We start from the raw sequence: 21,786 nt of genomic DNA on the forward strand, positions 1-21,786 counted from the left end.
CGATCTCACTTATCCGCAATGAAAATCATGGAAGGTGCGCGACCCAGCTCATCCAGGCTAGACAATGGCTTGCCGTTGACTGCGTCAAAGGTGAACAATGTTTTCGCCTCTTCAGACACAGCGTACAAGTACGGCTTGTCATCCTGGCTCACGGCGATAGAGTTGATCTCATGCTTCAACTCGATGCGGCGCAAACGTTTACCTGAAGTGGCATCAACCACGAACACAAAACGGCTAGGCAGCTTGTGTGTCCACTTTTCGCGCTGGTCTGCCAACAAGTACAACTCGTTGCGTGCCTTGTGGAAAGCAATGGTCTGCCAGCCGCCCGGACGCCACTTATCGGCTTTTTCCTTATCGGTGAACACTTCTATGGTTTTCAGGAATTCAGCGCCAGATTCAGACAATTTGGCCTGGAAGATCTTGCCTTCATAGGTAGGCCATGCCAGGTGATTGTTTGAATTAGAGTAATAAGGGTTATTCAGCAGATACTCTTTTTCGGCGTGGAACACCTTGGTTGGTTTCTGCTTGGTAGTGCCCTTGTTGTCATAGGTGAATTGCATCAGGGAACCATCACGACAGTGCATGAAGAAGTTCTGATTCGCAGTCGGGAAAATATGGTAACAATCAGGCACGTTCATGATCTTCACAAAGGCCTTTTGTTGCAGATCGACCAAACCCACCCCTGGAGAAGGTGAGAATTGCTGGAACAACAGGTGCTTGTTATCTACACTCAAACCAGCCGTACGCTCAAACACACCGGTCAGGAAACGACCTTCAGGAATGTCGATATCAGCGATGGGCTGATGCGTCTGGGTGTCTATCAACTCCAGATAGTCATCACGTTTACCACGCGCCACGCGCGAGTACATGGTGTTCGCGATAGCCAGAAACTTGCCATCTGAAGCCACCATGACGTTTGGCAATTTACCGGCATCGGTCATGCCGAGTAATTTGCTGGATTTGCCATCTACCGTGTAAACAGTAGAAGTCATATGGAAATTGCCCGGGTCCAGCACATAGACACGCTTGGCATCGCTAGGGGGTGCTATCGCGATCGAAGTCTCGTCCTGTAACTTAGCGGTGATTTCAGAGCCTAACTGGTTGGGTGTTGCATCGGCCATGGCCAAACCGCTGGATAACATGAGTGCTGCCAGTACAAGTCCTCCTGCGAAGCCTGCCGCCTGCTTCGATTGACGAATCATCGACGGATGATCGAGTGTTGTCATAAATCCTCCTGATATTTTTAAAATGGATGACATCTTCTGATTTCCAGTCCGGCTTATAGCGCCAACAGCATCAATGCTGCGGAACCAGTTGCCAACAACAGGAAACCATCGATTTCTACTGCGCTTTCCTGCCAACGGGCCAACCAGGCTTGAACTGATTGATCCTTAACAGGTAAGAAGTTAACTGCCACTGGCAAACAGCGGCCGATATTGAATATGGCAATAGCCACGATGGCTGCTTTTACGCCGCCACTGAATAGAGCCACACCAGTGACGATGTAGAGCATCGGGGTTTGAACGTAAGTGAGGTAGTTCATCCCTAGCGAGAAGCCATATAGCAAACCAATCACTGATGAGCGGAAACGGAAACGCGCGTCATGTGGCACCTGTGCGCGACGTTGCGGGTAAGGCATGCTCAGAAAACCGAACTGGTGTGCGCCGTAGGCGATGGCCAATAGCGCCAAGCCTGAGATTGAATATTGGCTTGGTATTTCAGAGAACAGCAGCCAGCCTGAAAAGCCCAGCATGCTGCCCAAGATCACGGCCCCGATCGCATAGCCCACTGCGTGTGTGAAAAAGGTCGGCGCCCAGCGTAAAACAGAGCCTAGTGAATAACGACCGGCAGGTCTTAACAGGCTCAGACTGGAATAACCACAAGGTGACCAGGTAGATAACAGGCCACCTACAAATGCCAGCAATACAAACATTGAAGTGAATGCCGTCTGCATAGGCAGGGTGCCATGCATGAGTTTTCCGGCAAATAAACCTGTCACCACCGCGATGCCCATCATGACAAATCTGGTGCCTGCTGATTGCGACTTTGAAAAATGATATGCATCAGGGACACAGGTCTCAGCTGCATACGTTTGTGATGGCCGGCTATTAGCAACGGTTGCCCCCATATTCATACTCATATTTCCTCCTACGGCCTGTTGGCCTGGCAATGTTTTTAAATGAAGCATGAATATAGCGAGCTTGATGAGCGCGCTTTAGCAATAATCGGCATATCCCCTTTTGTAGCTAGCCAACAGGGCCAAGTCATGCCAGTTTTTGCTATCTGGGAAAAAAAGCCCCTTTCCAAGTGAAGGAATTTTGCAGATGAAAGGGGCTTATAAATCGAGTTCTGATTGAGATGAAATTTCGAGGAATGTCATCCACGCCTATGGCTAAGCAATGGATGACCGCGTGCAGGCAGGTGGTTTACATATTCAGGCGGATATAGCCAAAGAACTTATTCTCGGCAGTTTTATAGCCATCACTCGCCACATACCAGTCATTGTCCGCATCCAGTACGACATAACTGATACCGGCATTCCATCCTTTTAAACTGGCAATGCTGAAGTCTTTGTTGAGGCCTATCGAATAATCGGTGTAATCAGCGATGTGGTAATTCTTAACCGCTTGATGGCCCACATGAATGACACAGTTGATATTGGTATTCGGTAGTTGTGTGGTGTAGGTACCCTCCAGATAGTAACTACCTTTAGAATCACCCTCGCCCATCTCATGGCTACCTATCATGCCGTGCCCCATAGACACGGTGTTGACGCCGAACCAGTCTGTCAATGAATGCGAGTATTTAACATTGAACTGGCGATAATCAATGGCAAGATTTAGTTCGGCCACGTGCGGATGCTGCCCGACATAATGGTTATTTTGCGGATAGTAGTAGGTGATAAACCCCGCTGTCACCGTCAGGTCTTTGGCAAATGCTTTCTTGAATCCTGCATAAATATCTGTTTCATAGGTATTGCCATAAATGGCGTCTTTATCCACATTGGTATAGCCTAAGCCTATAAACAGCCCATCATCATTTGAGTAATCAATGGCAGCCTGAAATGCGCCCCTGCCCCTGCCGTATGAAATGCCCCTGAACAAGTAATCGCTGTAAATACCAACATTGCCATTGATATGGTGTATTGATGGGCTTACTTCAGTGGCAGCCTTTGCCTCCAGCGCACCGCCCTCCTCAGCCTGTATAAGCGAGGCGGCTCCTAATAGACATATCGATGCCAGCAGGCATCCTGTTTTTTGTGTCATACAAACCCTCTCAAATCGTTATATATGTTTTAAGTCATCTATAACCAGGCCAGCTTGAAAGGTGCGGAATATAAGCGTGGATGACGCTCAATCGCAGCGGGTGGATCACATTAAAACTTTAAATCCTGCATGCTGCAGACATTCACTCCCCGATACTTGAAATCCATCCACACTACCCTTAAACCCCACACCCAGATGCTTGCGTCTGGGCTATAAATAAGAATTGAAGCGATGCGACAATAACTTTGTTCACAAAGGGGGTGTAGCAAGAATTGGCAAACCCATGTTTTCGATTGAAAAATATAGATTGGTTATGCCATTTATTGCTATTCATCAGGATATTTCAGGACTAAAGTAGGATTAGGATCAAAATTTTCAGAAAAAAACATAAATCTGAATAAAAACGGGCACATAAAAGTCCGAAAAAATAATAAAAACATCAAATCAGTCCAGTAAAGCTGTCAGAAATGGACTTTTGAGAGGTATTACCACAACAAGTTGATGGGAATATCAGGAGCGATAACATGGGGTTTAGAGAAATATTATTAGGGTTAGACTCGTCGGTCAGCCCTGGCTTTCATTTGGTTAGACGAGATACCACAGACGTACTTGAGCAGGCTGACGCCGTGCCTTTTTGGTCACAGGACTATACACAATTGGCCAAAGGAACATTTTCCGGATCGGTCAACAGTATCAGTTATAACGGGATCCAGATATTTACGGAAAAGATGAATCGAGCGGTGGATCAGATCGCCAGTGCGCCGCAGGACTGTTATGTGATCGGCCTGCCGACCATTATTGAAGGTGAGGCGAGCTGGGGTTTACTACCTGTCAGGGCGCACTCCTTGATCACGCTGGATAAAAATGCCGAGCTTTATTTCAAAACATCGATGATTTCAGAGATCACGGTGGCGGTTATTCCGGCCAAACGCCTGGAGGAATATGCAGAAAAGGTAGACTGGATAGACTTTCGTATGGTCATGAATACGATCAAGCCGGTCGAGTCGCTTAACCCTCACGTGGCCAAGCTGCTGCTTACCACCCTGTTGTACGGGATGGAGTTCGACACCAGCAATGCGCAGGATATCAATCTGAAAGAAAAGTGGGAAAGCTTTGAAGATGATCTGATGTCGGCCTGTTTGCATGCACTATTCCATGCCAGTGAAAATACGCATCCACATTTTGACCATCGCATCCCGCGCTATATCGTGAATCGCGTCAGAAGCTCGACCCTGACCAATGCCGCCTTTCCGCTTTCTATCGAAGAGCTGTGTAAGGTCTTGAAAGTGAGTCGCAGGACACTCAACCACGCTTTTATCAGGGTACTTGGCATTACGCCTGTCACCTATATGCGTAACGTGCGTTTACAGCGCATCAGACTGGAGTTGATGAGTGCACCCAGGGATTTCTCCAGTATCGCGCATGTGGCCTCAAAATGGGGTTTCTGGCACATGAGCCTATTCTCGCGTTATTACCGTGAACTGTTCGGTGAATGCCCTATCGATACCCTGCAACGGGCAAAGAGCCTGAAATGACTTTTAGTGATCGGGCAATGCTGAACCTATGGCTTTATCCCGCTGGTGTATGAGTAAGCTGGCAATCAATAGCCCAAGCTCATAAAGCAGCCACAGCGGGATAGCCAGCATGAACTGCGAGATGATATCCGGCGGCGTAAAAATAGCGCCTATGACAAACGCAGCAACGATCACATAACTCCTGCTTTCTTTGAGCGTTTTGACTTCAACCACCCCCATATAGGCGATAGCGACAACAATGATGGGGGTTTGAAACGAGATGCCGAAGGCCAGCGTGATCGATACCAGGAAATCCAAATAATTACCGATCTCTGTCATCACCGCCACGCCAGCTGGCGCACTGCCTATAATGAATTTAAAGATCACCGGGATCACAATATAAAAGGCAAAACTGGCGCCTGCAACCAATAATACGATACTGGACAAAACACCCACCAGACTGATGAGCCTTTCCTTTGGATACAGGCCAGGTTGCACAAATTTCCAGAGTTGATACAAGGTATTAGGCAGGCTTAGCGCGATTGCCACATACAGTGCGATTTTAAGGGGGATCAAAAAGGGGGCAGTCACTGAAGTGGCGATCATTTGCCCGCCAGCTGGCAACTGGCTAAGTAACGGCCTGACAAAGAATTGATGTAGCTGGTTGGCAAATGGCAGCGTCATTCCTAACGCGAGCAGCAAGCCTATGACTATCCATATGCACCTGGTTCTTAATTCATAAAAATGACTGAGCGTATCGCTTTTTTGCTGTTGTTCCATGATGGCTCACTCACTGCACTGTTTCTGGCGTCTGTGCTAATGCATTCGCCTCTTGCTGCGGTAGTTCTGAAACAAGCTCAGCCTCACCTTCCAAAGTGACCATCCTGGATTGGAATGCCAGCAGTTTCTGCTGCGCCTCAGCGGTGGCTTTTTTCATATGGTCTAGTGCCACTTCACGTTCCATGTCCTGCTTGATGTCCGACACATAGCGTTGCACCCGGCCATAAAGCAAGCCATAGGTCCTTGCCAGCTTGGGCAGCTTTTCCGGGCCAATGACGATCAATGCGACAACTACAATCACAATGATCTCAGAGAAGCCGACCTCAAACATTCCTGGAGTTATCCTCTATCGCAGCGGGTTGCTCATTCATGGCTTGTTTGAAGTTTTTAACTGCGCCGCCAACGTCGCTACCTATATTACGCAGGCGCTTGGTACCAAAGACCATAGCAACAACCAGCAATACGATTAACCAGTGCCAAATACTCAAGCTTCCCATTTGTTTATCTCCATTTTCATGGTTGTCATCATGCGCTTAATAGATGCATGCAGTTAGCAAAAAATGGCAGGACTTAAACCTATCAAACTGCATATCTTTCTGGGCAGGCATTCACGCTATCCATCTCTCTAAAACCAATGGCTGGACTGCAACTTCAGATCAAAGGCCTGCAGCTAGATCGCCTCTATCTTCAGACTGGAAATAAAAAAGCTCCCGTCAGGGAGCTTTGAGTTTATTTTGTAACCCTAGGGATTTTTTAAACCACCGGGATTTTTAATACTATCTCCGGCTCTGCCTGCGTTTAAATATCCAGCGAACTCACACTCAGTGCGTTGCTTTCAATAAAGGCGCGGCGTGGTTCTACGTTGTCGCCCATCAGGGTAGTGAAAATTTCATCAGCGCTGATCGCGTCATCAATTTGCACTTTGAGCAGACGACGTACTTTTGGGTCCATGGTGGTTTCCCACAACTGCTCCGGGTTCATCTCGCCCAAACCTTTATAGCGCTGAATATTCAGGTTATGTCTGGCTTCGCCCAACAACCAGTCCAGTGCCTGTTTAAAGGTACTGACTTTTTGCTCTTTCTCGCCACGTTTGATCAAAGCCCCATCACCCAGCAGGTTGTTGACCAATTGCGAGGTGCGGTTGATCTGGCGGTAATCGCCACTGCTGAGGAATTCAGCATCGATGACGCAGCTTTGCAGGTTGCCGTGTACAAATTTATTCACTTCCAGACGGTAGGCGCTGGTTTCGGTATCTTGCGCGACTATCACTTCAGAACCGATCGCACCCAGGATAGGACGCAGTTTTTCAGCAGCTGCATTGGCTGCGGCTTCGGTATTCAGTTCCAGGTCGCCCAGGTCTTGAATCGCACGTAACACGCTTTCGTCATACAGATTGGCGATACGGCGGATCACGGCTTCAGTCAGCACCATTTGTTTGGCGATGTTGTTCAGGGAGTCATCCTTCAATGTATCACCCCCTTCACGTGTCAGCAGTTCTGCACCCTTTAATGCTGAATTCAACAGGTACTCATCCAGCTCGTGTTCATCTTTGAGGTAACGCTCGTCGCGACCCTGTTTGACTTTGTACAGCGGTGGTTGCGCAATGTAGATATGGCCACGTTCGACCAGTTCAGGCATCTGACGGTAGAAGAAAGTCAGCAGTAAAGTACGGATGTGGGCGCCATCGACGTCGGCATCGGTCATGATGATGATGCGGTGATAACGCAGTTTTTCTACATTAAAATCCGCTTTGCCTATGCTAGTGCCTAATGCAGTGATCAGCGTCGCAATTTCTTGCGAGCCTAGCAGTTTGTCGAAACGCGCTTTTTCCACGTTGAGGATCTTACCTTTAAGTGGCAGGATAGCCTGGTTTTTACGGTCACGGCCTTGTTTGGCTGAACCGCCGGCGGAGTCACCCTCGACCAGGTAGATTTCACACAGTGCCGGGTCTTTTTCCTGGCAATCAGCCAGCTTGCCTGGCAGGCCCATGGTGTCCATCACGCCTTTACGACGTGTGATTTCACGTGCCTTGCGCGCGGCTTCACGCGCACGGGCTGCTTCTACGATTTTGCCACAGACGATTTTGGCGTCTATCGGGTTTTCAGCCAGAAACTCGGCCAGTTTTGCCGATACGATCTCTGACACCACTGGTTGTACTTCACTGGAAACCAGTTTGTCTTTGGTCTGTGAAGAGAATTTGGGATCTGGTACCTTGACCGACAGCACGCAGGTGATGCCTTCGCGCATGTCGTCGCCTGTGGTTTCCACTTTGGCTTTTTTGGCGAATTCGTTCTGTTCTATGTACTGGTTCAGGGTACGTGTCATTGCCGTGCGCAAACCGGTTAAATGCGTACCGCCATCACGTTGCGGGATATTGTTGGTGAAACACTGTACGGTTTCTGAATAACTGTCGTTCCATTGCATGGCAACTTCGACTGTCATATTGTCTTTTTCGCTGACCGCGTAGAACACTTTCGGGTGCAATACGGTCTTGCTGCGGTTCATGTATTCGACAAAACCTTTGATACCGCCGCTGAAAGCAAAGTTTTCAGATTTGCCGGTGCGCTGGTCTATCAATTCGATCTTGACGCCGTTATTCAGGAAAGACAGCTCACGGATACGTTTGGCCAGGATCTCAAAGTGATATTCAACCAGCACAAAGGTATCCACAGAAGCCAGAAAATGCACTTCAGTGCCTTTTTTATCAGTCGTTCCAGTGACGGCTAAAGGCGCTTGTGGCACGCCTCTATGGAATTCCATCTGGTGAACCTGGCCTTTGCGGTAGATTTTCAGTCTCAGCCAGTCGGACAAGGCATTCACCACAGACACGCCCACGCCATGCAAGCCGCCAGACACCTTGTAGGAGTTCTGGTCGAACTTGCCGCCAGCATGCAACTCTGTCATCACGATTTCAGCCGCTGAACGCTTTGGTTCGTGTTTATCGTCGTCTTTGATATCGGTAGGAATGCCACGGCCGTTATCTGAGATGCTGATGGAATTATCCGGGTGGATGATCACTTTGATGTCATCACAATGCCCTGCCAGCGCTTCGTCGATCGCATTATCCAGTACTTCGAACACCATGTGGTGCAAGCCGGAACCGTCTGACGTGTCACCGATATACATGCCTGGACGCTTACGTACCGCATCCAAACCTTCTAAAATCTTGATACTGTCTGAGTTATATTCTTGTGGCTGTGCCATAACGAAAGTTTCTTTAATGTGATTAAAAGACGATTGAAACCAACAGCGCCCGTGTTTCACGTGAAACACGCAAAGCCCTTATTGGCAACCATGCATTATATGCGCATTGGCATCACAACGTATTTATAGTTGATATCGCTGGCGGTAGTGATCAGACAACTACTGTTGGCATCAGCAAAGGCAAACTGGATGTTTTCATCGCCCAGGTTATTGAGTACATCGATCAGGTAGGTGACATTAAAGCCTATATCCAGCGAGGCTTTGTTGTAGTTGATATCCAGTTCTTCTTCGGCTTCTTCCTGCTCGGTATTGGTACTGATCAGCTTGAGCTGGCCATCGGTGATCACCATGCGGATACTGCGATATTTCTCGTTGGATAAGATAGAAGCGCGTTGCAATGCGCTCAGTATCTCCTGGCGGTTCACCTCAAAGGTGTTCTGGTGGCCATTCGGGATCACGCGGTTGTAATCAGGGAATTTACCGTCTATCACCTTGCTGATCAGCTGGATATCACCGAATTCAAAACTGATCTGGCCATTGAGCAAGTCTATCACCACCGGTGAGTCAGACTGGTCATCCAGCAACTTGGTCAACTCCAGCACGGTCTTGCGTGGCAGGATCACTTCTGTTTTTTCAAACTCCTGATCCAGCGTAGTGTTTGTATAGCTCAACCTGTGGCCATCAGTGCCGACTACATGCAACTGGTTGCCTTGTACTTCGAGCAGCAAGCCATTCAGATAGTAGCGTATATCCTGTTGCGCCATGGCGAACTCAACCTGTTTCAGCAGGCGTTTCAACTCGGATTGTGACAGGCTGAAACTGATGTTCTGGCCGCTGGCTTTGCTCATCAACGGGTAATCGGCTGACGGCAGTGTTTGCAGGTTGAAGCGGCTCTTGCCTGCTTTCAGCGTGATGCGGTTATCCTGGTTGTTCATTTCTATCGCCGTGTTCTCGGGCAATGAACGACAGATATCCAGTAACTTTTTGGCAGAAATCGTCGTGCTCAGTTCACCTTCTACACCACTGTTCACTTTCAGTGATATCTGCATTTCCAGATCGGTGGCAGTCAAATGCATTTCCTGCTGTTTGATGTTGATCAACAGATTGGAAAGGATAGGTAACGTATGTCTGCGTTCTACGATGCCGGTGACATTGTTAAGTGGTTTAAGCAATACTTCACGACTGATTTTGATTTGCATGGCCTGACCTGATTAATAACTTTATTTCAATATATAAAAGATAAGATTAATAGTAATGTTGCATTTATTTGTGGGTAACTCTAAAAGCCATTTAAATTCAATGGTTTGTTACCAATTTAGCTTGTGTATAAATTGCGGTTTAAACATGCATAGTTTGTGGCTGATATTGTAAACCGATTTTATCCTGTCTATACGCAATATTTAAACACACTTCATTCGCACCTTATCCACAGCTTTTGTTTTGTAAACTGTTGTACTAATCTCTGATCACCTGGGTTAAAAAACCGATATCGCGTGCCAGTGTCTGGTCATTCAAGCGCAATTGCTCTATTTCATCACAGGCATGCATCACGGTGGTATGGTGTCTTCCGCCAAAGGCTTCGCCGATTTCAGGAAAGCTGTGATTGGTTAATTCCCTGGCCAGGGACATCGCCACCTGGCGTGGTCTGGCCACATTGCGCGAACGCTTTTTACTGAACATATCGCTGACTTTTATCTTGTAATAATCAGCAACGGTTTTCTGGATATTCTCTATCGTGATCTGGCGGCCGCGCACGGCGATCAGGTCACGCAAGGCATCTTTGGCCAGATGTACATCAATGGCATGGCCGGTAAAGTTGGCCATGGCGATGATACGGTTAAGGGCGCCTTCAAGCTCGCGCACACTGGAACGGATCTGCTTGGCAACAAAAAATGCCACATCTTCATGCAGGTTGATCTTCAGTGTCTCGGCCTTTTTACGCAGGATAGCGACGCGCATCTCCAGTTCCGGCGGCTCAACTGCAACCGTCAGCCCCCAGCTAAAGCGTGTACGCAAGCGCTCATCCATATCCACGATCTCTTTAGGATAGGTATCACAGGTGATGACGATCTGTTTTTTCTCTTCTATCAGTGTATTAAAGGCATAGAAGAACTCTTCTTGTGTACGTGTCTTCTTGGCAAAGAATTGAATATCATCGATCAGCAGCAGGTCTAGTGAGTGATATTGCTGTTTAAACTCGTCAAACGCCTTGTTTTCATAGGCTTTCACCACGTCCGACACATAGCGTTCGGCATGCAGGTAACGGATATTGGCTTCCGGCTTGATTTTTTTCAGCTCATTGCCTATCGCCTGCAGTAAATGTGTTTTGCCCAGTCCCACGCCACCATAAATGAACAAAGGGTTATAGGCCTGGCCTGGATTACCGGCAACCTGTATCGCCGCTGCGCGCGCGAGCTGGTTGGCGCGGCCAGTGACGTAATTATCAAACAGAAAACTGTTATTGAGGCCGCTGCTTTTTTCAGCTTTGATACTTTTAACCGGCGCCCGGCTGGGAAAAGGTTTCTTCTCTTGCGGCGTTTCAATCTGCCTGGGCTGGCTCTTTGCCGCCGGTGTTTCACTAGCGGTTGCAGTGGGACCATTGCTGGCCGCTGCAGTATTCACTAGCGCAGGTTCGGTTTGCAGTATGCTGCTGTCTACGATGAGCTCAACCACCACGCTGTTGGATAACTCATGGGCAATGGTTTCAATACGGTTAAAAAACTTGCTTTTTACCCATTGCATGACAAACTTGTTAGGCGCAACGATTTGCACAGCCTGACCATTCACGCGTGCACGCAGGGGTTTAATCCAGGTATTGTATTGTTGTGCGGATAGTTCCTGTTCGAACTTCAGCAGACAATGCGCCCAAAAGTTTTCCATTGCTCCAGTATTTTTCAATCTATGCAAAAAAGCTTACCCCGGCGTATGCGCCTGAGAGTAGTTTGCTGTTGTTTATTCGTTATGTGCCAGGAAAGAGTGGCAGAAGTGGGAATCAAAGCTGTTTATAAGGCCGATTCACTGAGGACATTCTAAACGTTTTAACTGGAGTTATCCACAGCCCGAGAATATAAAAATATAAAAAAAATCATTGACATAGTTAGCTGAATTCATGTTTAATTAAGGGTTTTTGAAATCGGCAAATTTCAGCTGCGAAATCAGCGATGCCGAAACAGATTTTAATTGTCGGGATTTACTTCCCTACTTGGCGCAGGAGCTAAATAATGAAACGTACCTATCAACCATCTAAAACCCGTCGTGCCCGTACCCATGGCTTTCTTGTTCGCATGAAAACCAAAGGTGGCCGTGCAGTGATCGCTGCCCGTCGCGCTAAAGGCCGTAAACGCCTGGGTCTGTAATCCCGGTGCTGCATTGCTTTAGGCTATGCATGACATTGCAGCAGCCATGACATTGTATAAGCTTAGAAAAACGGATGAATTTTCATCCGTTTTTACTTTCAGGAAACGCTTATATGGCGAGTGGTTGCTTGCCAATATCAAACCTAACCAGCAGGCGCTCAATCGGTATGGTCTGGTGGTGCCCAAGAAAATCGCCAAACTGGCGGTCAGCCGTAATTATATGAAGCGTGTACTGCGTGAATTGTTAAGAAATCAACCATCTTCAACCACAAGCGGTTATGATGTTGTGCTTCAGGTTCGCAAGACTTTTCAGCAGGCAGATTTTCAGGCAGTACAACGTGATCTGTCGGTCATACTGAGCAAGCTTAAAAAAACCTCTACAGTTTCCTAATACTGATGAAAATGGTACTGATTACTTTGATAAAGTGTTACCAGTGGGGCTTGAGTCCCTGGCTGGGCCGTCAATGCCGTTTCCATCCTACCTGTTCACACTATGCGATCGAAGCCTTGCAACGCTATGGCGTTGTTAAAGGCTCATGGCTGGCTTTGGCCCGTATCGGTCGCTGCCATCCCTGGCATCCCGGTGGTGTGGACCCTCTTCCTTGACTTGTAAAAACGAAACCTTATGGATACTCGCCGTTTAATTCTGTTCGTCATTTTTTCTTTTTCCATCATGTTGTTGTGGGATGCCTGGCAAAAAGAACACGCCCCTGAGACGCCAGTCGCGCAGACTGCGACCACCCCAGCAGGCACCCCTGCTGATAAACCGCAGGAGAGTGGCGCTTTCAGCCTGAAAAAAGGTGAGCGTATCACTGTCAAAACAGACCGCTATGCGGCAGTGATCGATACCGTGGGCGGCGACCTGCGTCAGTTATCCCTGCTTGAGCATAAAGCCGACGACAGCTCAGGCCCGTATGAGCTGATGAGTGATGCCAGTGCCGATAAACTCTATGTGGCGCAGACTGGCCTTAAGGGTGATGGCCTGCCTACCCATTACCAGACCTTTACCAGCACCCAGACCAGCTATGTGTTGCAGGAAGGCCAGGATACTTTGGAAGTACGCTTATCCGCACCTGAAGAAAAGGGTTTCAGCGTAGATAAAGTCTATGTGTTCCATCGTGGCCAGTATCTGATAGATGTCAGATACGAGATTAAAAACAATAGTGAAAAAACGATTTCTCCATCTGTCTACTATCAGATCATTCACGATAAAGAGTCGAATCAGGGCTCCAAGATGATGCCGACTTTCACCGGCGGTGCTTATTACAACGAGACTGACCACTTCACCAAGATCAAATTTGATGAGATGGCAAAGAAAGATGTTTCTATCAGCACTAAAGATGGCTGGATAGGCCTGGTGCAGCATTACTTTGTCAGCGCATGGATCCCGGCCGGCAATGCAGAACGTAAATTCTATACCACCAAATTGACCGAGCAGGATTTCTCTGTAGGCACCATGGTGCCTGTGGGCGAGATCGCCCCGGGAACCACTAAAACTGTAGATGCCAAATTATTCAGCGGTCCACAAGTGCCGGCTGAATTGGAAGCAGCTGCGCCTGGTCTGGACCTAGTGGTTGATTATGGCATTTTGACTGTGATCGCTAAACCCTTGATGTGGCTGTTGACGCATATCTATGAGCTGGTGAAAAACTGGGGTATCGCCATCATTGTGCTGACCATTTTGATCAAGGCCGCTTTCTTCAAACTGTCTGCTTCCGGCTACCGCAATATGGCGCATCTGCGCGAAATGGCGCCACGTATGCAAGCGCTTAAAGACAAGTTTGGCGATGACAAACAAAAGCTGCAACAAGCCATGATGGAGATGTACCGTACCGAAAAAATCAACCCTATGGGTGGCTGCCTGCCTATCCTGGTGCAGATCCCGGTATTTATTTCCCTGTATTGGGTGTTGCTGGGTTCAGTTGAGCTTAGACACGCACCATTCTTTGGCTGGATCCAGGATTTGTCTGCCACAGACCCGTACTTTATTCTGCCTATCCTGATGGGCGCTACCATGATCATTCAGACCACCCTGAATCCGCCGCCTACCGACCCGATTCAGGCCAAGGTCATGAAGATCATGCCGGTGCTGTTCAGCGTATTCTTCTTCTTCTTCCCGGCTGGCCTGGTGCTGTACTGGCTGGTGAACAACATTCTTTCTATCTGGCAGCAATGGGCGATCAACCGCATGATACATGCTGAAACCGTCGCCAAAAAAGGGAATGGCAAATAATCAGCAACCGGCAGTCAGCAGTCCGACTGATCTTGTGCACAACCCTGCTGCACCGGGCGGTCTGACTGCTGAGACCATAGCCGCGATAGCCACCGCACCTGGTGCCGGTGGTATAGGCGTAGTCAGGGTGTCCGGCCCGCTCGCGCCACAGATCGCCGCGCAGCTGCTAGGCCACTGCCCTGCCCCGCGCCACGCAGCTTACCTGCCTTTCTACCAGGCAGATGGCAGCCTGATCGATAGAGGCATCGCCATTTATTTTCCCAACCCGCACTCTTACACTGGTGAAGATGTACTGGAGTTGCAGGCGCATGGCGGTACTGCGCTGATGCAGATACTGCTGGCACGTTGTATTGATGCTGGTGCCCGGCATGCGGTCGCCGGTGAGTTCACGCAACGTGCCTACCTTAACGATAAACTGGATCTGGCGCAGGCTGAAGCGGTCGCCGACCTGATCAATGCCTCTACGGCAGAAGCCGCGCGCAGTGCGGTCCGTTCCTTGTCGGGCGAATTTTCCAACGCTATCCAGACCTTATTGCAGCAGTTGATAGACCTGCGTATGTATGTCGAAGCCTGCCTGGATTTTCCTGAGGAAGACATTGATTTTATCAGCCAGGGTCGCGTACTCGAGAAGCTGCAAGCTAATCAGCAAACCCTGCAGACGATTTACCAGCGCGCAAAACAGGGTGCCCTGCTGCGTGAGGGTATGAATGTGGTTTTGATCGGCCAGCCCAATGTCGGTAAATCCAGTTTGCTCAATGCACTGTCAGGCGAAGATGTAGCGATAGTGACGCCTATCGCCGGCACTACGCGGGATACGATTAAAAGTGTCATTCAGATCGAAGGTGTGCCCCTGCATATCATTGATACCGCTGGTTTGCGTGAGACTGAGGATGTAGTCGAACAAGTCGGTATAGCACGTACCTGGAAGGCCATAGAGACCGCACAGGTGGCCTTATTGTTGGTAGATAGCCAGCATGGTATCGGGCCATATGAAACAGGTATCTTGCAGCAATTACCGTCGCAGATAGAAAAAATCTGGGTGCATAACAAGATCGATGTTTCACGTGAAACATCGCGCATCGAAATTCGCGTAAAAGAGACGCACTTGTTTTTATCTGCCAAGACAGGCCTTGGTATCGACGCCCTGCAAAAAACGCTTCTGCAAATTGTGGGTTATCAGCCGGGTAATGAGGGGATTTTTATGGCGCGTGCCCGTCACTTGCAGGCATTGCAACTGGTGGACTCGCATTTACAGCAGGCCAGCGGGCAGATGCATGCCGCTGAATTGATTGCCGAGGAATTACGCAGCGCTCAGGAGGCGCTCGCTTCTATCACGGGCGAATTCACCCCTGATGATTTGCTCGGCGAGATCTTCAGCCGCTTTTGTATAGGCAAATAAAAACCCGCATCAGCGGGCTTTTTTTTGTCTGGGAAACGGTGTGTTGCGTTGACTGAAGCGTTCATCAATACTGCACACGCGTTTGCTACCTGTGATCATGGCCCAGATCAGGTTGTCGTGGTGGATAAAACTTTCAAACAGCACCCCGAGCACATGCACTACCACTACCGCCAGCCATCCCCAGGTCACATAGTGATGAATGACCTGGCTCATATCCGCATCAATAAAGCCCCAGCCACTGTTATAGACGATGCAGCCTGAACCTACCGCGATGATGCCCAGCCCCAGCATGGCATAGATCGCCAGTGAGCCTATCGGGTTATGGCCTATATAATGCCTGGCCGTGCCTTTTAGTAATTTGAAAAAGTACTTGAAGGCCCAGATCGGGTTCAGGGGAAAGCGCTGAAAGTTGGCGTAACCTGTCGCTACTATGCCCCAGATGATACGCGCTACGATCAGGGTCCCCGCTACATAGCCTGCATACGCATGGTGCAGGCGGTCCCACATGGAACTATGGGTGTAAAAAGCGTAGCTGAAGGCTGCCACCAGTGACCAGTGGAAGATCCTGATAAACGGGTCCCAAACGTAGCGCAGCATCCTGTGCTTATTTGCTTGACTTGGTTTCAGTCAGCAGATATGCGATAAAGTTGGCTTTTTCTGCTGGCGCACAATCGGCACCTAAAATATCGTTGCAGTGCTTGGTGAACTCTTCTTCTACTTTATCCAGGTCGGTAAAGCGCTTGGTATTCACGCGTGGCGCCAAAGGTGGAATATCCTTGTTGGTGACGATGTTCTTACCAGTGTTGGCCGGGTTGTTGGTGTGGCAGGATGCGCAAGCTGCTTCTTTGCCGCTAGGTGTTTGAAACTTGCGGTTGAAGAATATCTTGCCGTCAGTGATGGATGGTGCTTTAAAAGCCGGGTTCACCGACTGTGCGATATTGGTATATTTGTATACCAGTTTTTCAGCATTGGTAACGTCTGCCAGTGCGTGTGCAGAAAAAAGTACCCCGAATACAGCAATCATTGTTTTCATTTTCATGGTAAGAGCTCCTTGGTTATTATTGAGTCAAATTTTAGTATTTTTATGTTAAATAAATATGGCCTCGGTGTAATTGATTTGTATTAAACCGTTATTAATTTGTATTAAAACACGCCTCAAGTGTAACTAAGATGTGATTAAGCACTGAATTAAAATGACCATCAGCCTAGTTTACGCTAAAATCACAACTCTTTTTAAATCAAACAGTTCAATCACTTTATGATGGATTTCCCTGATAAGTTCGATGTCATCGTTGTCGGTGGTGGCCATGCCGGCACCGAGGCGGCGCTGGCGGCTGCGCGCATGGGGCAAAAAACCCTGTTGCTGACCCACAACATCGAAACTTTGGGGCAAATGTCGTGTAACCCTTCTATCGGTGGCATAGGTAAGGGGCATTTGGTTAAAGAGGTGGATGCACTCGGCGGCGCCATGGCTGCAGCCACCGATGAAGGTGGTATCCAGTTTCGTATCCTGAACTCAAGCAAAGGCCCGGCAGTGCGTGCGACACGTGCGCAGGCTGATCGCATTTTGTATAAAGCCGCCATACGCCAGCGCCTGGAAAATCAGGCCAACCTGTGGCTGTTCCAGCAGGCGGTGGACGATATCATCCTCGAAGGCGAAAAAGCGGTCGGGGTGGTGACACAGATAGGGCTGCGCTTTCACTCCAGGTCTGTAGTGTTGACGGCGGGTACTTTCCTTGGTGGTCGGGTACATGTGGGTTTGCAGAACTATAGTGCAGGGCGCGCCGGCGACCCGCCAGCTATTTCACTGGCGGCCCGGCTACGTGAGATCGGTCTCCCGGCCGGCCGGCTTAAAACCGGCACTCCACCGCGCATTGATGGCCGCACTATCAACTACAGTGTGATGACAGAGCAGCCTGGTGATACACCAGTGCCGGTGTTCTCATTTTTGGGCAATGTGGCACAACATCCGCAACAATTGCCTTGCTGGATCACGCACACCAACCAGCAGACACATGACATCATACGCAGCGGCCTGGATCGCTCACCCATGTATACCGGCGTGATCGAAGGTGTGGGCCCGCGTTATTGCCCGTCGGTTGAAGACAAGATACACCGCTTTGCAGATAAAGAATCACACCAGGTTTTTCTGGAGCCTGAAGGGTTGACCACACATGAGATCTACCCTAACGGTATCTCAACCAGTTTGCCGTTTGATATCCAGTTGGCGCTGGTGCGTTCTATCCGTGGTTTGGAGAATGCGCACATCCTGCGCCCCGGATACGCCATAGAATATGACTACTACGACCCCAGAGGCTTAAAATCGACTCTGGAAACCAAGACGGTACAAGGCCTGTTCTTTGCCGGGCAGATTAATGGTACTACCGGTTATGAAGAGGCGGCGGCGCAAGGATTGCTGGCAGGGGCAAATGCAGCCTTGTATGCACAGGATAAAGAAGGCTGGTGCCCTTCCCGCGAACAAGCCTATCTGGGTGTGCTGGTTGATGACCTCATCACGACTGGTGTCAATGAGCCTTACCGTATGTTTACCAGCCGCGCTGAATACCGCCTGCAGTTGCGTGAAGATAATGCTGATATGCGGCTGACCGAGATCGGACGCAAATTGGGTTTGGTGGATGATGCCCGTTGGGAAGCTTTCAGCAAAAAGCAGGAAATGGTAGCGCGCGAGCAGGCCAGACTCAAACGCACCTATCTGCAGCCAGATGGCGGTCAGGTGAATAGCAACAGTCAAAACAAAATTGTTTCACGTGAAACACAACTGGCTGTTTTCGGTAAGGCGCTGGAGCATGAGTATTCCCTGTTTGAATTATTGCGTCGCCCGGAAATCAGTTATCAATCACTGCTGGATATAGTACCTTCGCCGGAAGCGCTGGCGGATGATGTGCTTGAACAGGTGGAGATCGCTGCCAAATACCAGGGCTATATAGACAGGCAGAAAGAAGAGATCGCACGCCAGAAAAACAGTGAGCAGATAAAGCTGGGCGGCTTGATTGATTATAACGATGTGCATGGCTTAAGTAATGAAGCGCGCCAGAAACTGTTGCAGCAACAGCCTGAGACCATAGGCCAGGCCAGTCGCATCCAGGGTATTACGCCAGCCACCATTTCTTTATTGCTGGTTTATCTCAAGCGTAAACAGAAAAAGCAAAGTCACTCGGGCGATATCGCAGCAGCATGACAGTATTGGCAGCACAATTGGCCGCCGGTGTTGAGGCGCTGGGTCTGGCAGCGGTTGTTTCAGCAGAGATGCAGGAAAAATGCCTGGCATATATTGCCCTGCTGCAAAAATGGAATAAGGTATACAACCTGACCGCGGTACGAGACCCACAGGAAATGCTGAGCCTGCATATACTGGATAGTCTGAGTGTATTGCCGCATATACGATCCGGGCGTTTGCTGGATGTAGGTAGTGGCGGTGGTTTGCCGGGGTTGATCATTGCCATCACCCGCCCCGATGTGCAGGTGACCACCATAGATACGGTGCAGAAAAAAGCCATTTTTATGCGCCAGGTGAAAGCGGAATTAGGTTTGAGCAATGTAGAAGTGGTACATGGGCGGGTTGAAGCCTATCAGCCGCCCTCGCCTTTCGACCAGGTTATTTCCCGGGCATTCTCGGATATTGCTTTATTCAGGCGCCTGACCATGCACCTGATCGTTGACCATGGCCGCTGGCTGGCCATGAAGGGTGTGGTGCCAGCCGACGAGTTGCAGCTGGCGAGTGTCATCCCTACAGAAATTATTCGTTTGCAAGTGCCAAGCCTGCAAGCGGAAAGACATTTAATCGTGTTTGAGAATTCATAATGAAAATAATCGCGATCACCAACCAAAAAGGCGGCGTGGGCAAAACCACTACCTGCGTCAATCTGGCTGCCAGTCTGGCCGAGCAGGGAAAAAAAGTGTTGTTGGTCGATCTTGATCCGCAAGGCAATGCCAGCACTGGTAGCGGCATAGACAAAGCCCATCTCAAGGATAGTATCTATCAGGTGCTGATAGGCAATAAGACCTTGCAGGAAGTGATCGTGCATGCGGAAGCGGCCAAATTCGACGTAGCGCCATCCAATCGCGATCTGGCTGGTGCCGAGGTCGAACTGGTCAATGAAATGGCGCGCGAGACACGTTTGAAAAATGCGCTGCTAAAACTCGGTGACAGCTATGAGTATGCCCTGCTCGACTGCCCGCCTTCGCTCAATCTGGTGACGGTGAACGCCCTGACCGCGGCAGATTCGGTGATGATCCCCATGCAGTGTGAATACTACGCGCTGGAAGGTTTGTCAGACCTGGTCAACACCATCAAGAAAGTGCGCGCTCACTTAAACCCGGTGCTGGAAATCGAAGGCCTGCTGCGTACCATGTTTGATAACCGCAATATGCTGGCGCAACAGGTGTCGGCACAACTGGTCAGCCATTTCGGTAAAAAAGTCTACCAGACCATCATTCCGCGCAATGTGCGGCTGGCAGAAGCGCCCAGTTATGGCATGCCGGTGCTGCTCTATGACCGTGCCTCCAAGGGCGCGCAGGCATACCTGGAGCTGGCGCAGGAACTGATACAGAAGAACTGATCTTTCATCGCAAAATTTTTACAGACATTCAACACAAGGAATCAGCAGTATGGTTAAGCTCAAAGGATTAGGACGCGGACTCGATGCATTGTTATCCGGTGATGTGGAAACCATCGCGCAATCGGACACGTTACGTACGCTGCATGTCAGCCAGCTCCAGCCGGGCAAGTATCAGCCACGTTCATATATGAATGAGGAAGCCCTGCAAACGCTGGCCGACTCCATACGTGCGCAAGGCATCATGCAACCTATTCTGGTACGTGAGATCGCAGAAGAAAAATTTGAGATCATCGCCGGTGAACGCCGCTGGCGTGCATCGCAAAAAGCCGGCCTGACCGAAGTGCCGGTGCTGGTGCGCGAGATCGCCGATGAAGCCGCCCTGGCGATGGCCCTGATCGAGAACATACAGCGCGAGAACCTGAACCCGCTGGAAGAAGCCATGGGTATCAAACGTCTGATCGACGAGTTTGATATGACGCATGAAAAAGCCGCGGAAGCCGTTGGCCGTTCACGTGTGGCGGTCTCCAACCTGTTACGCCTGCTGACGCTGACACCTATGGTGCAGGATATGCTGCTGGATAACCAGATCGATATGGGCCATGCCCGGGCATTGGTCGGAGTTGAGCCGGCCCAGCAGATCTTGTTAGCCAATAAAGTGGTGCAAGACGGTCTGTCAGTGCGTGAGATAGAGCGCCTGATGCAACAGGCGCCTGGCAGTAAAAAACAAGCCAGGGCAGCTGAGCAGCCGGATATCGCTACGCTGCAAACAGAATTGAGTGAGCAATTGGGCGCGGGCGTGAATATCAGTGCTAAAACCAATGGTTCCGGCGTATTGAAACTGAGCTATGCGAATTTAGACCAGCTGGATGATTGGATAGCAAAACTCACGGGCAAATAAGCAAAAGTTCCGGCAAAAAGCAAAAAATTAGACTGGTGTGGGATTTTTCCAGCACATTCAGGCAGTTATGTCGTGCTGAAAGCTTGACTTAACACGGTGAATAATTCAAAATCTCGCGTCTTTGTAGCAATTTGCCTTGATTTTTTGCAGTTAAACCCCATGACCACACCGGACACCAGCCTCTCCGACGCACAAATGTATCGCAATATGCTGCGTTGGCAAGTGATGGCAACGGCAGCTGTGACCATAGCAGCGGCTTTGATCTCCGGGTTTCCCGCAGGTATTTCAGCCTTGTTTGGGGGTACGGCGGTTATCATTGGTGCCTGGTTCGCGGCAAGAATCGCAGCAAAAAGCCAGTCCAAGACGCAAGCAACAGATGTATTGTTGAATCTGCTCAAGGCTGAAGCAGTGAAAGTCCTGATTATCGCGATCATCTTATTGGCGGTATTCAAGTTGTATCAATCGTTGGTGCCGTTTGCGCTGATAGCCGGTCTGGCGGCCGCTGCCCTGTTTTCGGGTGCTGCCCTGGCTAAATCGCAAACCCCTGTGTAGACAC

Annotated in this window: 22 protein-coding genes; 11 read left to right on the forward strand and 11 right to left on the reverse strand. The window is 49.4% G+C overall.

The genetic code is table 11. From position 1 onward, the window contains the following. Positions 1–5 precede the first annotated feature (5 nt). The 3 genes from mauB to ACT6RZ_RS02810 form a co-directional block, all read right to left on the reverse strand. On the reverse strand, positions 6–1,226 hold the full coding sequence (mauB, locus tag ACT6RZ_RS02800) for a methylamine dehydrogenase (amicyanin) large subunit (RefSeq protein ID WP_444700670.1): 1,221 nt from the start codon (positions 1,224–1,226) through the stop codon (positions 6–8). Between the two features lie 53 nt (positions 1,227–1,279). After that, complete coding sequence (locus ACT6RZ_RS02805) at positions 1,280–2,188, reverse strand: methylamine utilization protein MauF (protein ID WP_444700671.1); 909 nt, start codon at positions 2,186–2,188, stop codon at positions 1,280–1,282. Positions 2,189–2,426: 238 nt separating this feature from the next. Then, positions 2,427–3,266 carry a TorF family putative porin gene (locus tag ACT6RZ_RS02810; RefSeq protein ID WP_444700672.1) on the reverse strand — a complete coding sequence of 280 codons (840 nt, stop codon included), beginning with the start codon at positions 3,264–3,266 and terminating at the stop codon, positions 2,427–2,429. Between the two features lie 728 nt (positions 3,267–3,994). Between ACT6RZ_RS02810 and ACT6RZ_RS02815 the strand changes: the two genes are divergently transcribed. Then, a complete protein-coding gene (locus ACT6RZ_RS02815; RefSeq protein WP_444700673.1) occupies positions 3,995–4,801 on the forward strand; it encodes a helix-turn-helix domain-containing protein in 807 nt (268 codons plus the stop codon). A 3-nt stretch (positions 4,802–4,804) separates the two neighbouring features. On the opposite strand, the gene tatC is transcribed toward ACT6RZ_RS02815, so the two are convergent. The 6 genes from tatC to dnaA form a co-directional block, all read right to left on the reverse strand. Next, positions 4,805–5,560 (reverse strand): twin-arginine translocase subunit TatC, encoded by a 756-nt coding sequence (tatC, locus tag ACT6RZ_RS02820; RefSeq protein ID WP_444700674.1) that lies wholly within the window; start codon positions 5,558–5,560, stop codon positions 4,805–4,807. A 10-nt stretch (positions 5,561–5,570) separates the two neighbouring features. Beyond that, positions 5,571–5,891, reverse strand: a complete 321-nt coding sequence (tatB, locus tag ACT6RZ_RS02825; RefSeq protein ID WP_444700675.1) for a Sec-independent protein translocase protein TatB — start codon at positions 5,889–5,891, stop codon at positions 5,571–5,573. Next, a complete protein-coding gene (gene tatA / locus ACT6RZ_RS02830; RefSeq protein WP_444700676.1) occupies positions 5,884–6,057 on the reverse strand; it encodes a Sec-independent protein translocase subunit TatA in 174 nt (57 codons plus the stop codon). Before tatA ends, tatB begins: the two co-directional genes overlap by 8 nt. Positions 6,058–6,358: 301 nt before the next feature. After that, positions 6,359–8,764 (reverse strand): DNA topoisomerase (ATP-hydrolyzing) subunit B, encoded by a 2,406-nt coding sequence (gene gyrB / locus ACT6RZ_RS02835; RefSeq protein ID WP_444700677.1) that lies wholly within the window; start codon positions 8,762–8,764, stop codon positions 6,359–6,361. Positions 8,765–8,859: 95 nt separating this feature from the next. Then, the gene (gene dnaN, locus ACT6RZ_RS02840) at positions 8,860–9,963 is read right to left on the reverse strand and encodes a DNA polymerase III subunit beta (RefSeq protein ID WP_444700678.1); all 1,104 of its coding nucleotides are present in this window, start codon (positions 9,961–9,963) and stop codon (positions 8,860–8,862) included. Between the two features lie 256 nt (positions 9,964–10,219). Further along, a complete protein-coding gene (gene dnaA, locus ACT6RZ_RS02845; protein ID WP_444700679.1) occupies positions 10,220–11,644 on the reverse strand; it encodes a chromosomal replication initiator protein DnaA in 1,425 nt (474 codons plus the stop codon). Between the two features lie 341 nt (positions 11,645–11,985). On the opposite strand from dnaA, the gene rpmH reads away from it, so the two are divergent. Genes rpmH through mnmE form a run of 5 tightly spaced genes read left to right on the forward strand, consistent with a single transcriptional unit; the run spans position 11,986 to position 15,752 of the window. Next, positions 11,986–12,120 (forward strand): 50S ribosomal protein L34, encoded by a 135-nt coding sequence (rpmH, locus tag ACT6RZ_RS02850; RefSeq protein WP_018987191.1) that lies wholly within the window; start codon positions 11,986–11,988, stop codon positions 12,118–12,120. Between the two features lie 25 nt (positions 12,121–12,145). Then, positions 12,146–12,511: a ribonuclease P protein component gene (gene rnpA / locus ACT6RZ_RS02855; RefSeq protein WP_444700680.1), complete on the forward strand. Its 366-nt coding sequence runs from the start codon at positions 12,146–12,148 to the stop codon at positions 12,509–12,511. 11 nt (positions 12,512–12,522) lie between these two features. After that, positions 12,523–12,726, forward strand: coding sequence for a membrane protein insertion efficiency factor YidD (gene yidD / locus ACT6RZ_RS02860; RefSeq protein ID WP_444700681.1), 204 nt, complete (start codon positions 12,523–12,525; stop codon positions 12,724–12,726). A gap of 19 nt (positions 12,727–12,745) precedes the next feature. After that, a complete protein-coding gene (gene yidC / locus ACT6RZ_RS02865; RefSeq protein ID WP_444700682.1) occupies positions 12,746–14,353 on the forward strand; it encodes a membrane protein insertase YidC in 1,608 nt (535 codons plus the stop codon). Next, complete coding sequence (gene mnmE / locus ACT6RZ_RS02870; protein ID WP_444700683.1) at positions 14,316–15,752, forward strand: tRNA uridine-5-carboxymethylaminomethyl(34) synthesis GTPase MnmE; 1,437 nt, start codon at positions 14,316–14,318, stop codon at positions 15,750–15,752. Before yidC ends, mnmE begins: the two co-directional genes overlap by 38 nt. A 9-nt stretch (positions 15,753–15,761) precedes the next feature. Here the strand turns inward: mnmE and ACT6RZ_RS02875 are convergent, their stop codons facing one another. Further along, positions 15,762–16,349: a cytochrome b/b6 domain-containing protein gene (locus ACT6RZ_RS02875; protein ID WP_444700684.1), complete on the reverse strand. Its 588-nt coding sequence runs from the start codon at positions 16,347–16,349 to the stop codon at positions 15,762–15,764. A 7-nt stretch (positions 16,350–16,356) separates the two neighbouring features. Continuing rightward, entirely contained in the window at positions 16,357–16,791 is a 435-nt protein-coding gene (locus ACT6RZ_RS02880) for a DUF1924 domain-containing protein (protein ID WP_444700685.1), read from the reverse strand. Between the two features lie 222 nt (positions 16,792–17,013). Between ACT6RZ_RS02880 and mnmG the strand changes: the two genes are divergently transcribed. The 5 genes from mnmG to ACT6RZ_RS02905 all read left to right on the forward strand — a co-directional run bounded on the left by mnmG (position 17,014) and on the right by ACT6RZ_RS02905 (position 21,782). Beyond that, positions 17,014–18,951, forward strand: a complete 1,938-nt coding sequence (mnmG, locus tag ACT6RZ_RS02885; RefSeq protein ID WP_444700777.1) for a tRNA uridine-5-carboxymethylaminomethyl(34) synthesis enzyme MnmG — start codon at positions 17,014–17,016, stop codon at positions 18,949–18,951. Beyond that, entirely contained in the window at positions 18,948–19,574 is a 627-nt protein-coding gene (gene rsmG / locus ACT6RZ_RS02890) for a 16S rRNA (guanine(527)-N(7))-methyltransferase RsmG (protein WP_444700686.1), read from the forward strand. Before mnmG ends, rsmG begins: the two co-directional genes overlap by 4 nt. Further along, the gene (locus tag ACT6RZ_RS02895; RefSeq protein ID WP_444700687.1) at positions 19,574–20,332 is read left to right on the forward strand and encodes a ParA family protein; all 759 of its coding nucleotides are present in this window, start codon (positions 19,574–19,576) and stop codon (positions 20,330–20,332) included. Before rsmG ends, ACT6RZ_RS02895 begins: the two co-directional genes overlap by 1 nt. Before the next feature lie 49 nt (positions 20,333–20,381). After that, the gene (locus ACT6RZ_RS02900; RefSeq protein WP_444700688.1) at positions 20,382–21,230 is read left to right on the forward strand and encodes a ParB/RepB/Spo0J family partition protein; all 849 of its coding nucleotides are present in this window, start codon (positions 20,382–20,384) and stop codon (positions 21,228–21,230) included. A gap of 96 nt (positions 21,231–21,326) precedes the next feature. Continuing rightward, positions 21,327–21,782, forward strand: a complete 456-nt coding sequence (locus tag ACT6RZ_RS02905; RefSeq protein WP_444700689.1) for an ATP synthase subunit I — start codon at positions 21,327–21,329, stop codon at positions 21,780–21,782. Positions 21,783–21,786 lie beyond the last annotated feature (4 nt).

This window comes from Methylophilus sp. (assembly GCF_052437885.1).
Classification (GTDB): domain Bacteria; phylum Pseudomonadota; class Gammaproteobacteria; order Burkholderiales; family Methylophilaceae; genus Methylophilus.

Bases quoted from the DNA above. Each gene is read 5' to 3' on its own strand.
- gyrB (WP_444700677.1), bottom strand. From the start codon at position 8,764: ATGGCACAGCCACAAGAATATAACTCAGACAGTATCAAGATTTTAGAA.
- mnmE (WP_444700683.1), top strand. From the start codon at position 14,316: ATGCTGAAACCGTCGCCAAAAAAGGGAATGGCAAATAATCAGCAACCG.
- ACT6RZ_RS02900 (WP_444700688.1), top strand. From the start codon at position 20,382: ATGGTTAAGCTCAAAGGATTAGGACGCGGACTCGATGCATTGTTATCC.
- dnaA (WP_444700679.1), bottom strand. From the start codon at position 11,644: ATGGAAAACTTTTGGGCGCATTGTCTGCTGAAGTTCGAACAGGAACTA.
- yidD (WP_444700681.1), top strand. From the start codon at position 12,523: ATGGTACTGATTACTTTGATAAAGTGTTACCAGTGGGGCTTGAGTCCC.
- yidC (WP_444700682.1), top strand. From the start codon at position 12,746: ATGGATACTCGCCGTTTAATTCTGTTCGTCATTTTTTCTTTTTCCATC.
- mauB (WP_444700670.1), bottom strand. From the start codon at position 1,226: ATGACAACACTCGATCATCCGTCGATGATTCGTCAATCGAAGCAGGCG.
- ACT6RZ_RS02875 (WP_444700684.1), bottom strand. From the start codon at position 16,349: ATGCTGCGCTACGTTTGGGACCCGTTTATCAGGATCTTCCACTGGTCA.
- ACT6RZ_RS02805 (WP_444700671.1), bottom strand. From the start codon at position 2,188: ATGCTTCATTTAAAAACATTGCCAGGCCAACAGGCCGTAGGAGGAAAT.
- ACT6RZ_RS02815 (WP_444700673.1), top strand. From the start codon at position 3,995: ATGAATCGAGCGGTGGATCAGATCGCCAGTGCGCCGCAGGACTGTTAT.
- ACT6RZ_RS02895 (WP_444700687.1), top strand. From the start codon at position 19,574: ATGAAAATAATCGCGATCACCAACCAAAAAGGCGGCGTGGGCAAAACC.
- rpmH (WP_018987191.1), top strand. From the start codon at position 11,986: ATGAAACGTACCTATCAACCATCTAAAACCCGTCGTGCCCGTACCCAT.
- rsmG (WP_444700686.1), top strand. From the start codon at position 18,948: ATGACAGTATTGGCAGCACAATTGGCCGCCGGTGTTGAGGCGCTGGGT.
- tatC (WP_444700674.1), bottom strand. From the start codon at position 5,560: ATGGAACAACAGCAAAAAAGCGATACGCTCAGTCATTTTTATGAATTA.
- ACT6RZ_RS02880 (WP_444700685.1), bottom strand. From the start codon at position 16,791: ATGAAAATGAAAACAATGATTGCTGTATTCGGGGTACTTTTTTCTGCA.
- tatB (WP_444700675.1), bottom strand. From the start codon at position 5,891: ATGTTTGAGGTCGGCTTCTCTGAGATCATTGTGATTGTAGTTGTCGCA.
- tatA (WP_444700676.1), bottom strand. From the start codon at position 6,057: ATGGGAAGCTTGAGTATTTGGCACTGGTTAATCGTATTGCTGGTTGTT.
- dnaN (WP_444700678.1), bottom strand. From the start codon at position 9,963: ATGCAAATCAAAATCAGTCGTGAAGTATTGCTTAAACCACTTAACAAT.
- mnmG (WP_444700777.1), top strand. From the start codon at position 17,014: ATGGATTTCCCTGATAAGTTCGATGTCATCGTTGTCGGTGGTGGCCAT.
- rnpA (WP_444700680.1), top strand. From the start codon at position 12,146: ATGCATGACATTGCAGCAGCCATGACATTGTATAAGCTTAGAAAAACG.
- ACT6RZ_RS02810 (WP_444700672.1), bottom strand. From the start codon at position 3,266: ATGACACAAAAAACAGGATGCCTGCTGGCATCGATATGTCTATTAGGA.